This window comes from Acinetobacter sp. BMW17 (assembly GCF_001592855.1).
Classification (GTDB): domain Bacteria; phylum Pseudomonadota; class Gammaproteobacteria; order Pseudomonadales; family Moraxellaceae; genus Acinetobacter; species Acinetobacter johnsonii.
Genome location: NZ_LSOD01000018.1, coordinates 64694 through 77456, shown reverse-complemented (window position 1 = coordinate 77456; position 12763 = coordinate 64694). Strand labels below are relative to the sequence as shown.

General features: G+C 40.2%; 15 protein-coding genes. 9 read left to right on the top strand and 6 right to left on the bottom strand.

Going from position 1 to position 12763, the window contains the following annotated elements:
• Nucleotides 1–166: 166 nt before the first annotated feature.
• Nucleotides 167–787 (bottom strand): YidB family protein, encoded by a 621-nt coding sequence (locus tag AXW61_RS04580; protein ID WP_062032773.1) that lies wholly within the window; start codon nt 785–787, stop codon nt 167–169.
• Nucleotides 788–895: 108 nt separating this feature from the next.
• Nucleotides 896–1363: a DUF6231 family protein gene (locus AXW61_RS04575; protein WP_004697025.1), complete on the bottom strand. Its 468-nt coding sequence runs from the start codon at nt 1361–1363 to the stop codon at nt 896–898.
• A gap of 34 nt (nt 1364–1397) precedes the next feature.
• On the opposite strand from AXW61_RS04575, the gene AXW61_RS04570 reads away from it, so the two are divergent.
• The gene (locus tag AXW61_RS04570; protein WP_062032770.1) at nt 1398–2267 is read left to right on the top strand and encodes a DUF2797 domain-containing protein; all 870 of its coding nucleotides are present in this window, start codon (nt 1398–1400) and stop codon (nt 2265–2267) included.
• 81 nt (nt 2268–2348) lie between these two features.
• Here the strand turns inward: AXW61_RS04570 and AXW61_RS04565 are convergent, their stop codons facing one another.
• The 3 genes from AXW61_RS04565 to AXW61_RS04555 all read right to left on the bottom strand — a co-directional run bounded on the left by AXW61_RS04565 (nt 2349) and on the right by AXW61_RS04555 (nt 5254).
• A complete protein-coding gene (locus AXW61_RS04565; RefSeq protein ID WP_062032767.1) occupies nt 2349–4214 on the bottom strand; it encodes a SurA N-terminal domain-containing protein in 1866 nt (621 codons plus the stop codon).
• Between the two features lie 131 nt (nt 4215–4345).
• A complete protein-coding gene (locus AXW61_RS04560) occupies nt 4346–4618 on the bottom strand; it encodes an HU family DNA-binding protein (RefSeq protein ID WP_004697018.1) in 273 nt (90 codons plus the stop codon).
• A gap of 168 nt (nt 4619–4786) precedes the next feature.
• Nucleotides 4787–5254 (bottom strand): phasin family protein, encoded by a 468-nt coding sequence (locus AXW61_RS04555; RefSeq protein ID WP_004984677.1) that lies wholly within the window; start codon nt 5252–5254, stop codon nt 4787–4789.
• Nucleotides 5255–5447: 193 nt separating this feature from the next.
• Here AXW61_RS04555 and AXW61_RS04550 point away from each other — a divergent pair, with 193 nt between their 5' ends.
• The 8 genes from AXW61_RS04550 to fdx all read left to right on the top strand — a co-directional run bounded on the left by AXW61_RS04550 (nt 5448) and on the right by fdx (nt 11636).
• A complete protein-coding gene (locus tag AXW61_RS04550) occupies nt 5448–6095 on the top strand; it encodes a hypothetical protein (RefSeq protein WP_062032765.1) in 648 nt (215 codons plus the stop codon).
• A 113-nt stretch (nt 6096–6208) separates the two neighbouring features.
• On the top strand, nt 6209–6682 hold the full coding sequence (locus tag AXW61_RS04545) for an Rrf2 family transcriptional regulator (protein WP_004697011.1): 474 nt from the start codon (nt 6209–6211) through the stop codon (nt 6680–6682).
• Nucleotide 6683: 1 nt separating this feature from the next.
• Nucleotides 6684–7901 carry an IscS subfamily cysteine desulfurase gene (locus AXW61_RS04540; RefSeq protein WP_004697009.1) on the top strand — a complete coding sequence of 406 codons (1218 nt, stop codon included), beginning with the start codon at nt 6684–6686 and terminating at the stop codon, nt 7899–7901.
• Nucleotides 7902–8005: 104 nt separating this feature from the next.
• Nucleotides 8006–8392: a Fe-S cluster assembly scaffold IscU gene (iscU, locus tag AXW61_RS04535; protein ID WP_004697007.1), complete on the top strand. Its 387-nt coding sequence runs from the start codon at nt 8006–8008 to the stop codon at nt 8390–8392.
• Nucleotides 8393–8428: 36 nt separating this feature from the next.
• Complete coding sequence (gene iscA / locus AXW61_RS04530) at nt 8429–8749, top strand: iron-sulfur cluster assembly protein IscA (RefSeq protein ID WP_004697006.1); 321 nt, start codon at nt 8429–8431, stop codon at nt 8747–8749.
• 119 nt (nt 8750–8868) lie between these two features.
• The gene (hscB, locus tag AXW61_RS04525; protein WP_062032762.1) at nt 8869–9384 is read left to right on the top strand and encodes a Fe-S protein assembly co-chaperone HscB; all 516 of its coding nucleotides are present in this window, start codon (nt 8869–8871) and stop codon (nt 9382–9384) included.
• A gap of 37 nt (nt 9385–9421) precedes the next feature.
• Nucleotides 9422–11281, top strand: a complete 1860-nt coding sequence (gene hscA, locus AXW61_RS04520) for a Fe-S protein assembly chaperone HscA (protein ID WP_062032760.1) — start codon at nt 9422–9424, stop codon at nt 11279–11281.
• Nucleotides 11282–11297: 16 nt separating this feature from the next.
• Complete coding sequence (gene fdx, locus AXW61_RS04515) at nt 11298–11636, top strand: ISC system 2Fe-2S type ferredoxin (RefSeq protein WP_004697000.1); 339 nt, start codon at nt 11298–11300, stop codon at nt 11634–11636.
• Between the two features lie 75 nt (nt 11637–11711).
• On the opposite strand, the gene AXW61_RS04510 is transcribed toward fdx, so the two are convergent.
• Nucleotides 11712–12763 (bottom strand): adenylate/guanylate cyclase domain-containing protein (locus AXW61_RS04510; protein ID WP_240487433.1); only part of this gene is annotated, 1052 nt, incomplete at its 5' end.

Here is a 12763-nt window from a genome sequence, read left to right as displayed (position 1 = left end):
ACAACCATCATTTTAAAGGCAAAGCTATAATCACCTTGTGTACGCTTAACTCTTTGTTCTCGTTCATGTTCCATAAAATAAGCCTCTTAAAGGTATAAACTTATTTCAGGACGGGACAATTTTAAGTAATAAAAAAGCCATTCTATGATAGCTTTTTATTTCGGATTTAGCGCTTTAAGAAGCCCGAAACCAAGTTCAAGACCTGTTGGATATCTGCGTTGGCTTCTTGAGGATTAGTTTGTCCTGCTTGCGGGGTGAGTGAATCAATAATTTGCGGTAACACTTGTGAAATAGCACTATACACATCTTGTTTAGGTGCATTCGCTTGCTCTGCAACTTGCTCCACCGCGGCATCATCAAACAAGTTTTGAACTTGCTCTGGATTTACACTGGCGTTTTCTCCTGGTCCTGTAGAAACCCAGTCCTCAACCTGACTGCTTAAACCTTGCCCTTTGAGTTTATCTAAAGCTGCCTGCAAACCACCTTGCTGTTGAATCCATGCCAAAATCAAAGGTAATACCGCAATCAATAAACTTTTTCCACCGCCTGCGAATCCTGAGTTCTGCGAGTTTGGCGCCTGCTGCGACTGCCCACCAGTCAAACCACCCAACACCGAGCCTAAAATATCACCCAGACCACCCTGTTGTGTTTGGCCTGTACCACCCGCTCCGAGTTGTCCAAGCACCGAACCCAAAATTCCACCCAAACCACTTTGTTGGTTTGACTGTTGCTGACCGCCCATGGCCTGCTTTGCTAAAATTTCTATAATATTATTCAGGTTCGTCATCACTTTATCCTTTCTAGGTTTTTAAACAGCATACGGTGTTTAAAAAAACCCTATAGAGATAAATTGTTAATTTTTGCTATGAATGAAAAAAATAGAGTGGCAGTCGAATCACCAACGGAATTTATTCCAGTTTTCAGGATTCGCCCAAAATTTTGAATTGAACCAGTCAGGCACATGCTTATAGGTCAAAATATTAAATTGCCATAAAGCAAAGTCTTTACCATGCGTCGTTTTATCAATCAGTTGAGTAAAACCTAAAGCACGAAGCAGTTGTTCATCCTGCAATTGACTCACCACCACAATACGCTTTGCCATCAAATCTCTTAAACGCACCAATAGTTGTGATTTTTGTTGTGAGCTTATATTTTGCATTTCTGCCGTGTCAAAAAGCACAAAACCTAAATCATAGCGCTGGGTAAAAGGCAGACTTAAAAAGTCAGATACGCTAAAATATTGCCATTGAATAGATTGATGATGATTTGGGCTGAGATCCTGCCCAATGCACAATGCAGTTGAAATAGGCTGTTCTTGAGATAAATCGTCTAGCATAGAAGTAATGACGTTCAGTTCAGCCATAACCGCATCCTTAATATTGAGTGAGTAATTCTGTATGGAACTTCAAGGCATTTGCCATAAAATGCATGCAGGTCTTAAGGACCTTAGTGTAACTGATCAACATACACACAAGGCAAATGTTGAATATAAATTTATCCTAGATCGTTCAGAAGTTGACCTTCCTTTTAACTTGGGTCAAGAAATCGAGATTGAATGGACTGGTAAAATCTTCTGTGTTTCATGTGGTACGAAGACTTCTAAATCATTTTCACAAGGCCATTGCTTCAAGTGCTTTAAAACCAAAGCCTCTTGTGACATGTGTATTATGAAACCTGAAACCTGTCACTACCATCTAGGTACCTGCCGAGAAGACAGCTTCGCGCATGAAGTTTGTTTCCAGCCACATATTGTTTATTTAGCCAACTCAAGTGCCCTAAAAGTTGGGATTACACGGATTAGCCAAATGCCAACCCGTTGGCTTGATCAAGGTGCAACCCAAGCCCTTCCAATTATGAAAGTCGGTTCGCGTCGTCTTTCAGGCCAGCTCGAAATTATGTTTGGCACACAAGTGGCAGACAAAACCGATTGGCGTAAATTACTCAAAGGCGAAGCTGAACCACTCGACTTGATTGAAGTTCGCGAACAACTCATCGAAGAATTTGCACCTAAAATCCAAACCATTCGTGAGGAATTTAGTCAAAATCTTGAATTCAATGAAACGGTTGAGCTTTTGGAGACTGAACTGCCACGCGAGTTTGTTTATCCAGTTGAGCAATATCCTGAGAAAATTAAATCCCACAATTTAGATAAAACTCCCGTGATTCGCGGCAAGTTACAAGGGATTAAAGGTCAGTATCTGATTTTAGATACAGGCGTGATTAATATTCGTAAATATTCAGGTTATGAGCTCAAAATTCGTGCCTAAGCTTGTTTATCCTTAAATAAAATTTGTTTCTCTACACACATAAAAAACCTGCACGAATGCAGGTTTTTTTATGGCATGCGATTATTTAATTTTCGCATGTGCTTTTAAGTATTGCACATAATCTTCAGCTTCTTGCTGACCACGAAGTTGTTGATATAACTTCGAAAGCTCAGCCAACTGCTCATCCGTCAATGCACTAGACGTCGTCTTGTTTACGTTTGATACTGCTACCACCACCATTTCTGTTGGCAATAATGCTGTTGTTACAGACCACTGTCCTGCTTTTGGTGCCGCTTGGCTAAACGCCGCACGCTCAACTGCACGCGGTAAACCTTGTGAACGAATAAACACTTGCGGTGCAGTAAAGGTTAAGCCACTCTTGGCAACAACTGATGCTGCTGGTTGAGTTTTAAAGTCTTTTAAACTTTGAGCAATTTTAGCTTTAGCAGCATCATAAGCTTTTTGTTCAACCAATTTTGCTTTCACACGTGGTGTTGCTTCTTGAAGCGTTTGTACACCTGCCGCATGATAATCACGTACTTTTGCCCAAACCACATCCCCATTTGGAAGTTGAATGCTGCTGGTCGCGTTACGATCACCGTTTTTCACGTCATCATTAAACAGTTTCACTTTTACCGCAGCATTACTTAATACAGGATGCTGTGTAGATAAGGTCATGCCTTTTACAGTTTGAACTTGTACACCTTTAACTTCTTGAGACACCACGTCTAAAGCATCTGAGTCTACAACCAGTTCATTTAAACTGTTTACAGTATCAGAGAATGCATTGGCAGTTTTATTCTTCTGAACTTCCGCAGTCAAACGTGCTTTTTCATTTTCAAAAGATGGCAACTTTACAGCTGGCGCATCAGTTTCAATGACATGGTAACCAAATTCAGTTTTTACAGGCGCTGACACTTGACCTGATTTAAGTGATGCTACAGCTTGGTCAAAAGCATCACCAAAAGTGCCTTTGTTATAAACTGCTAAAGCACCACCATTCGCTTTAGATGCAGTATCTTCAGAGTATTGAGCCGCAGCTGCAGCAAAGCTTGTGCCTGCTTTAATTTTTGCCACAACTTCTTCTGCACGTTTTTTCGCTTCAGCATCTGTACGTGCATCCGTCGTAATCAGAATATGTTTAACCAAAGGCGCAACATTATCTTTTTGTGCTTCAACAAACTGTGTATAGGCTTGCTGCAACTCCGCATCTGTGACAGGTGAAGCAGCTGCAGGAACATTGGCTGGTGCTAACAATACATAGTCAACATCCACACTTGCCACTTGTTTAAACATTGCTGGGTGTTGCTTGTAATAGTTTTCAATCTCTTGTGCTGAAACCTTGACGTTCTTTTTATATTCATCAAGATTTACATTGGCAAACTGCAAAGTACGCTGTTCTGTTTGTAAGTTAGCAATTTGTTGAATATCTAGTTTACTCACCAATGCATAATCAACAAAAGTCGAACGCATCATTTTTAATGCATGGTCTTGACGTAAGTTTGCAACGAGCGCATCACTACTCATACCCACAGACTGTAAATAGCTTGAATAACGCGTTTCTGAAAATTTTCCATTTTCTTGAAAACTTGGCTGTTGAGCAATCATCTGTTCAATTTGAGTATCACTGAGTGAAATGCCCAGCTTTTCAGCCTGTTGCAATAACAAAGTATTTGCGATCAGTTGATCCATCGCTTTATCTTTAATAAAGCTTTGGTTGAGTAAAGTTTCATCCCCATTGGCATAAGCTAAGAATTGTTCTTTAAAGGAAGCGGTTAAGGTCTCTAATTCCTTTTCAGAAATATCTTGGCCATTGACTGATTTCACAGCGTCTTTTGATCCGCTACTAAAATATCCTTCAATACCTACAAGTGCTAAAGGGGTCAAAAACAAAATTAGCAAAGCCTTGCCCAACCAACCCTTAATAACTTTACGAAAAGATTCCATAAGTATTCCAATATTTTATTTGCCCGAGATTTTAACTGAAAAGCAGCAATGAATGAATGTGTTATCGACACATTTTCTAATGTTTAATAAAAAACGCGCCGAAAAGGCGCGTTTAGTATTTATTTAAAAGATTAAGCAACAGAATCTTTTAAACCTTTACCAGCTTTGAAGCTTGGTACTTTGCTTGCTTTAATTTCTAAAGTAGCACCAGTTTGTGGGTTACGGCCAGTACGTGCAGCACGTTCTTTCACGTTGAAAGTACCAAAACCAACAAGTGTAACTGTATCACCAGACTTAAGCGCTTCAGTGATTGAAGCAATTGTAGCGTCTAAGGCCTTACCAGCATCAGTCTTAGACAATCCCCCTTTCTCTGCAATTGCATCAATTAATTCTGATTTATTCATGTGGATCGCGTCCTCTTAATATCGTTTATTTAAGGTCCAAAAATTTAGTATAAATTACCGTAACGCCTTTATAGCAATGCTTTAGGTGAAAACGCAATACTCTGTATATGCTTTTTTGGAAAATAAATCACAAAAAAACGTTGAAAAAGGTACAAAAGCACAACCAGATCACTTTTTATTCACTTTTTCGTTTAACTTCTTATTTTCTTCAATCAAAACATCGATTTTATCATTCAGTTGAAGAATCAGGTTTTCTAAGTACTGAATGTCTTTAACCGTGACCAATCCAATCCTGTTTAAGGAGTGATTTACCCCACGATCTACAATCTTCTCAACCTTGTCTTTAGTATCCGTCACCGATTCACGCGCTTTTTCAGATACCTTTTCAACCGTTTGGTCAGCAATTTCAGTGGTTTTAGATTCTAACTCTTCGCCGACTTGGACCAAGGAGTCAAATAATTTATTCCCCTCTTCCTCTGCACGTGAAAAAGCACCCAAACCGGCTAACCAGATTTGCTTGGTATACTTTCTAAAATCCAAACTATTTTTACGGTGAAAATGATGCTTAGTCTTTGTTTTTTTTAGTGTTTCATCTTCTTGCGAAATATCATCTAACTCTATATCTGCTTTTTCCATTAGCACCATCTCCTGCATGATTTATGTGCAAAAACATCCAAAAAATCTTATAGATTGCACTATACTAGCAAATATTAGACTTGATCGATTTGTAAAACTGTTCTACAAAGCATCTTTATTACATTTTTATTTTTAAGTCTGAAGTTTTTTCGAGCAGGATGCTCATTTCAGGTCAGGATTTAGGTTACTACTTATGAGTGATTCTCAAAAAGAACACAATCAAACACATATGCTACTCACTATGGTGATGATTGTTCTTGAGACGATCTTTTCTCTTATTTTAAAACACGACCGTGTGGTTGCACTTCACTGTAAAAAGTTTGTTGAGCAAAATATTGCGATTAAAATAAATAGCTACCTGCCTTATTTCGACTTCTATATCACCTTTACCGCTCGAGGTGTTTTATTTGACGCCAAAGCCCCCGAAAAACCAGTCGACTTAGATGTACGCACCACATTGATGGATTTAATTAAAATTTTCGTCTTTGGAAACCGTCGTAGTATTAAAACCATGCGTATTGATGGTGATATCACCTTAAAAGATGAGTTCCGAGATTTAATTTTACATTTTAGTGCACCTAAAGTTCTTGCCGATTGGAAAAACTGGTTAACTGAACCAACTGATCCGCAAAATGTGGTTGCATCTAAAAAGCGCATTGCACCACTTTTAGAGAAAATTGAAGAACAACGTTCTAAAATCAACACTCTACAGGTTGAAGTGAAACAATACAAAAATCGTATCCGCCGTATCGAGCAACGTCAAAAACGTATAAATGTCACATTTTTTGTGTTTTCTATACTTTTGATTAGCTTATTGGTATATAATATTTGGCTTGCATAACTACATAATATTTCAAGCAAATTAAATACGCACAATCCCTATTAAAAAAACTTGACTATTTTAGTCAGGATTCTTAAAATCGGCACATCTAGTCTAATCATGTGTATCGAATCATGCGCTTAACAACTCGCGGACGCTACGCAGTGACTGCTCTACTTGATTTAGCTTTGCAGCCAACTGAACAAACGATCACGCTTGCAGAAATTGCAGCTCGTCAAACTATCTCTGTTGCTTATCTTGAGCAGTTATTTGCGAAATTAAAGCGCCACGGCTTAGTTTCTAGTATTCGTGGTGCCAACGGTGGTTACCATTTAGCTCGTCGCGCTGATGAAATCACGGTATTAGCAGTTATTGAAGCTGTAAACGAAACAGTTGATGCCACTCGCTGTGACCATAAAGGCAACTGCCAAAATGGCGCAATGTGCTTAACTCACGATTTATGGCAAGAACTCTCCCATCACATTGCCGACTATCTCGCTAAAATCACTCTTGCTGACCTTGTAGCACGTGACAACGTTCAAAAAGTTGCCATTCGCCAAAACACAGCACCTTCAGATTCAGCCCTTTTATCGGTAACAGGTATTTGACATGAAACGTCCAATTTATCTTGATTATGCAGCAACAACTCCTGTAGACCCGCAAGTCGCTGAACGCATGATGGAATGTCTGACATTTGACGGCACATTTGGCAACCCAGCATCTCGTTCTCATGCTTACGGTTGGCAGGCAGAAGAAAAAGTAGAATATGCACGTGAACAAGTTGCGAACTTGATCAAAGCTGATCCACGCGAAATCGTTTGGACTTCTGGTGCAACTGAATCAGATAACTTAGCTCTTAAAGGCGTAGCACAATTCTATGCGTCTAAAGGCAAGCACATTATTACAAGTAAAATTGAACACAAAGCTATTTTAGATACTTGCCGTGAGCTTGAGTCTGAAGGTTTTGAAATCACTTACCTTGAGCCACTTCCAAACACGGGTTTAATTACTCCTGAAATGGTTGAAGCAGCTATTCGTCCAGACACTATTCTTGTTTCACTTATGATGGTAAACAACGAAATTGGTTCTGTGACTGATGTTGCGGCAATTGGTGAAATTACTCGTGCACACAAGATCTTCTTCCATGTCGATGCGGCGCAAGCTGCAGGTAAAGTTGAAATTGACCTTTCAACCATGAAAGTTGACCTTATGAGCTTCTCTGCTCATAAAATTTATGGCCCTAAAGGTATTGGCGCACTCTATGTACGTCGTACTCCACGTGTTCGTTTAAAAGCGCAAATGCATGGTGGCGGTCATGAACGCGGTATGCGTTCTGGTACACTTGCAACACACCAAATCGTTGGTATGGGTGAAGCATTTGAACTTGCAGGTAAAAACTTAGCTTCTGAACAAGCACGCATTCGCGTACTTCGTGACAAGCTTTGGAATGGCTTACAAGACTTAGAACAAATTTTCTTAAACGGCCACCCAACACAAAACGTTGCGAACTACTTAAACGTAAGTTTCAACTTTGTTGAAGGTGAATCGTTAATGATGTCGTTGAAAGACGCTGCTGTATCTTCGGGTTCAGCTTGTACTTCAGCAACATTAGAACCTTCTTATGTATTACGTGCACTAGGTTTGTCTGACGAACTTGCGCACAGTTCAATTCGTTTCAGTTTTGGTAAATACACCACTGAAGCAGACATTGACCATGTACTTACAGTGACGCGTTCTGCGGTCGAGAAACTTCGTGAACTTTCTCCACTTTGGGACATGTACAAAGACGGTATCGACCTTTCTACAGTTGAGTGGGCTGAACACTAATTTTTCCCATTGAAGTCATCCACATACTGGATGGCTTCATTGAAAAATCAAGTTTTGACCCCATATTTAATATTAACGCTGACCCCGAGGTTTGGAGACGCATCATGGCTTATAGCGAAAAAGTAATTGACCATTACGAAAACCCTCGTAATGTAGGTGTATTAGACAAAAATGCTGAAAACGTAGGTACAGGTATGGTCGGAGCACCTGCATGTGGCGACGTTATGCGTTTACAGATTCAAGTAGATGACAACGGTGTGATTGAAGAAGCACGTTTCAAAACTTATGGTTGTGGCTCTGCTATTGCATCAAGCTCTTTAGTGACTGAATGGCTAAAAGGCAAAACTTTAGATCAGGCTCAAGCGATCAAAAACATTGATATCGCAACTGAACTTGCGCTTCCTCCAGTAAAAGTACACTGTTCTGTACTGGCTGAAGATGCTATTAAAGCTGCTGTTGAAGACTACCGCAGCAAAAAATCTAAAGCTTAATTGCTTCGCATTTTAAAGAAAGATTAGGGAGTTTTCATGATCAACTTAACTGAAAATGCTGCAACTCATATCAGCAATTATTTAAAAAATCGCGGTAAGGGTGAAGGTATTCGCGTTGGCGTGAAAACTTCAGGCTGTTCTGGTTTGGCTTATGTGCTTGAATTTGTCGATTCAATTGATGCACATGACACCACCTTTGAGCAGTTTGGGGTGAAAGTATTTGTAGACCCAAAAAGCTTGGTTTATCTCGATGGTATGGAGATGGACTACGTGAAAAATGGTTTAAACGAAGGCTTTGAGTTTAACAACCCAAACAAAAAAGGCGAATGTGGCTGTGGTGAATCTTTCACCGTATAACAGTTCATTAACTTGCTTTTCAACATTAAAACAGTGTGTATCACACTGTTTTAATTGCATTTACATAGAGTGTTTTTGCTTTCGCAATGACCCCCAATTTAGCGCGGAATCCCTCTCCTATGAATCATTTTGAGTTGTTTAACCTCCCAGTAGCACTCGATATTGATTTAGCAACCTTAAAATCAGAATTTTTAAAGTTGCAGCAACAATATCACCCAGATAAAGCTCTCGATAAAGATCAAGCCCTCATAAAATCAAGTGAGATCAATCAAGCATTCAAAGTTTTATCTCAGGTCGATAGCCGTGCAGGATATTTATTAGGATTAAAAAAACAAGATTATCATCTTGATCAATCCATCAATGATTTTGAATTTCTCCAGTCTGCCTTAGAAATCCGTGAACAACTTGATGAAGCACGTTCAGCAGATGAATTACAATCACTCAAATTAGACGTTCAACAATGGATTGATGGTTTAGTCCGCGAATTTAAAATTGATTTTGAAGAGGAAGATTGGGCTGAGGCACGTGATGATGTCCGCAAACTTCGCTTCTTTGTAAAAGTCATGCATGACATAGATAAAGCTGAAGATTGTTTTGAAGATGACGATAGCTTTGATTTAGATGATGAATTTTAACTTATTTTTAATTTTTGACGCTCAAAGGATGTAACACATGGCTCTCTTGCAAATTGCAGAACCTGGACAATCAAGTGCGCCACATGAACACCGTATTGCCATTGGTATCGACTTAGGTACAACTCACTCTCTAGTTGCAACTGTACTTTCAGGCAAAGCAAAAGTTTTGCATGATGAACAAGGTCGTGTCTTACTCCCATCGATCGCGTATTATGGTGTAAACCAAACCCAATATGGCGACGAAGCAAAACCATTTTTGACTGCCGACCCTAAAAACACCATCGTTTCAGTCAAACGTTTTATGGGACGCTCTAAAGCCGACATTAAGTTTCAACACCCCTACACTTTAGTGGGTGAAGATAATCAAATGCCTGCTTTTGAAACTGCTCAGGGCCGCAAAACTCCTGTTGAAGTATCCGCTGAAATTTTAAAGCAACTAAAAGATCGTGCTGAAGCGAGCTTAAAAAATGAAGTCAATGGTGCAGTGATTACTGTTCCTGCATACTTCGATGAGGCTCAGCGTCAAGCAACACGCGATGCCGCACAACTTGCGGGTTTAAATGTACTACGACTTTTAAATGAGCCTACTGCTGCTGCAGTTGCGTATGGTCTGGACCAAGAAACCAATCTTGCGCATGATCACAATTATGTTATTTATGACTTGGGTGGCGGTACATTTGACGTTTCAATTTTACGCTTTTCTCAAGGCGTGTTTGAAGTGTTAGCAACGGGTGGCCACACTGCATTAGGCGGTGATGATCTTGACCGTTTAATCGTAAAATGGGCGAAAAAAGAACTCAACATCGAGCAGTTCGATGACACTGAATATGCACACGTTTTAGTTGCTGCACGTAAAGCTAAAGAAGCTTTAACCGATGCAGAAAGCGTTCATTTACAAGTCCTAGAGCATAGCTTAACTCTTGATCGTACGACATTTGAAAGCATTATCAAAGTTGCTTTAGATAAAACAATTAGTGTGTGTAAACGCGTCCTCCGCGATGCCAAACTTGAACTCAGCGACATTCAAAACGTGGTTTTGGTCGGTGGCTCAACTCGCTCTTATGCTGTACAAAACGCTGTACGCGATGTATTTGCTCAAGAGCCATTGTGTACCATCAACCCAGACGAAGTTGTTGCTATCGGTGCATCGATTACAGCCAATCAGCTGATTGGAAACACAGCCGATGGCGCATTACTGCTTGATGTAACTCCGCTTTCTCTTGGTCTAGAAACCATGGGTGGCTTGGTTGAACGTCTTATTTCACGTAATACCGCAATCCCAGTTGCACGTCGCCAAGAGTTCACCACCTACCAAGATGGCCAAACCGCGATGCTGATTCATGTGGTTCAAGGTGAGCGTGATTTGGTTGAGCATTGCCGCAGCTTAGGTCGTTTTGTCCTTCGCGGTATTCCACCAATGACTGCGGGTCAAGCACGCATTGAAGTGACCTTCCAAGTGGATGCCGATGGCCTACTGACGGTTTCAGCTAAAGAAACAACCTCTGGCGTACATGCACAAATTGACATCAAACCATCATATGGTTTGGCTGATAGCGACATGGAACGCTTACTGCTTGATGGTTATAAGTTTGCTGAAGAAGATAAAAATCTTCGTCACTTACAAGAAACCAAAGTTGAAGCAAAACGCGAACTCGAAGCTTTAGAGCAAGCCCTAAAAGTGGATGCTCACCTACTCACGAATGAACAACTAGTTGCATTAAATGCGGCCAAAACCTCATTAGAAGCAACACTTGAAACAACAGAAATCAAAGCAATTGAATCTGCTGTTGAACAGCTTAAAATACACAGTGATGCTTTTGCAGCAGCACGTATGAATCAGCATATCGATGCAGCGCTGAAAGGCACAAAACTCGACGACTGGTCAAACTCAAACTAATTTATAGGTAAAGACTATGCCACGTATTAAAGTTCTCCCACATGCGCAAATCTGCCCAGAAGGTGCTGAGTTTGAAGTTGAACAGAATGCGAATCTTTGTGAAAGCTTACTGAAAAATGGAATCAAGATTGAACATGCGTGCGATATGTCAGCTGCATGTACAACCTGTCACGTTGTGGTACGTAAAGGCTTCGACAGCTTAGAAGAAATGAATGATGTTGAAGCCGATCTACTGGATCGCGCTTGGGGCTTAGAACCTGACTCTCGCTTGTCTTGCCAAGTGAAGTTAGTGGATGAAGACTTAGAAGTTGAAATTCCTAAATACACAATTAACCACGCGTCTGAAAATCACTAATTTTCAAAGCGTAAAAAAGCCACTCATTGTAGTGGCTTTTTTACGACTCTTACTTTTGTATCTCACACCATCAAGTTAATGATATTCATTTTTCTGAACAGGCTCTATTACTTCATCTTCAAGATTGAGTTTGACGATACCTTGCGAATTGGTCATCTTCTGTTGGGTTTGAATGCGTTGAATCATTTTTTCTAAGACTTGAATTAACTGCGGATATTCAAAATTCTGCACTTCATCTAAGTTCAGCAGTAAATGAAACCCTTTATATTCATAATCAAACCAGCGCTGATAGTCTGATTTTTGCGAGGTATATTTTTCAACGACTTGCCACGTCTTCACAGCACCTTTAATTCCCTTAAGGAAAATTGGCGCTTTCGGTGCACAAAGATAATCATTTTTTACTAAATTATGTGTATCGTCCGAAATTAAGATTTCATCCACTTGCGCTGCACTTTGTAAACGTGCAGCAAGGTTTGCATCACGACCAACAATGGTATAAGCCATACGATGCGATGCGCCATAGTTCCCTACGTGACAATACCCTGTAGAAATTCCCATACGAATATGCAATGGTGGATAACCCATTTTCACCCAACGCTCGCGCAGGATTTTCATTTGCTGACGCATCGCCATGGCCATTTCCAAACAGTTTTGAGCATCACGCTCTACACCTTCAGAATTAGGGTCACCAAAGAACACTAAAATTGCATCCCCCATGAATTTATCAACAGTACCTTCATATTGCTTCGCAATCTCGGTCATGTGTTTTAAATAATCATTGAGTAGGAATGCTAAATCATCCGGAATTAAGCTTTCAGAAAGCTCCGTAAAACCCTGAATATCTGAAAAGAAAACTGTCAGTTTCTTACGCTTGTATTCAATTTTCGCTTCAGACTCACCCTTCATAATCGATTGCCACAACTGAACTGGTGCATAGCGACTCAGCTGATTGGCAAACTCCATATAACGGTTCATCTGATCGAAATAGTGATTTTTGCGGCGGTATATGTCTTGCATTTGGTTGCGCTGATAATAGCTACCCACGCCAAAATAAGTGGTGAGGCACAAAAAGCCCAATACGATCAGTTCGGTACTGGTAGCCTCGAAATACTCACCAAAACCAAAGA

What these genes read in the sequence shown, in the direction of transcription:
- AXW61_RS04550 (WP_062032765.1), top strand. Translation starts at nt 5,448, where the DNA reads ATGAGTGATTCTCAAAAAGAACACAATCAAACACATATGCTACTCACT.
- AXW61_RS04565 (WP_062032767.1), bottom strand. Translation starts at nt 4,214, where the DNA reads ATGGAATCTTTTCGTAAAGTTATTAAGGGTTGGTTGGGCAAGGCTTTG.
- AXW61_RS04580 (WP_062032773.1), bottom strand. Translation starts at nt 787, where the DNA reads ATGACGAACCTGAATAATATTATAGAAATTTTAGCAAAGCAGGCCATG.
- fdx (WP_004697000.1), top strand. Translation starts at nt 11,298, where the DNA reads ATGCCACGTATTAAAGTTCTCCCACATGCGCAAATCTGCCCAGAAGGT.
- hscA (WP_062032760.1), top strand. Translation starts at nt 9,422, where the DNA reads ATGGCTCTCTTGCAAATTGCAGAACCTGGACAATCAAGTGCGCCACAT.
- AXW61_RS04560 (WP_004697018.1), bottom strand. Translation starts at nt 4,618, where the DNA reads ATGAATAAATCAGAATTAATTGATGCAATTGCAGAGAAAGGGGGATTG.
- AXW61_RS04555 (WP_004984677.1), bottom strand. Translation starts at nt 5,254, where the DNA reads ATGGAAAAAGCAGATATAGAGTTAGATGATATTTCGCAAGAAGATGAA.
- iscU (WP_004697007.1), top strand. Translation starts at nt 8,006, where the DNA reads ATGGCTTATAGCGAAAAAGTAATTGACCATTACGAAAACCCTCGTAAT.
- iscA (WP_004697006.1), top strand. Translation starts at nt 8,429, where the DNA reads ATGATCAACTTAACTGAAAATGCTGCAACTCATATCAGCAATTATTTA.
- hscB (WP_062032762.1), top strand. Translation starts at nt 8,869, where the DNA reads ATGAATCATTTTGAGTTGTTTAACCTCCCAGTAGCACTCGATATTGAT.
- AXW61_RS04575 (WP_004697025.1), bottom strand. Translation starts at nt 1,363, where the DNA reads ATGGCTGAACTGAACGTCATTACTTCTATGCTAGACGATTTATCTCAA.
- AXW61_RS04570 (WP_062032770.1), top strand. Translation starts at nt 1,398, where the DNA reads ATGGAACTTCAAGGCATTTGCCATAAAATGCATGCAGGTCTTAAGGAC.
- AXW61_RS04545 (WP_004697011.1), top strand. Translation starts at nt 6,209, where the DNA reads ATGCGCTTAACAACTCGCGGACGCTACGCAGTGACTGCTCTACTTGAT.
- AXW61_RS04540 (WP_004697009.1), top strand. Translation starts at nt 6,684, where the DNA reads ATGAAACGTCCAATTTATCTTGATTATGCAGCAACAACTCCTGTAGAC.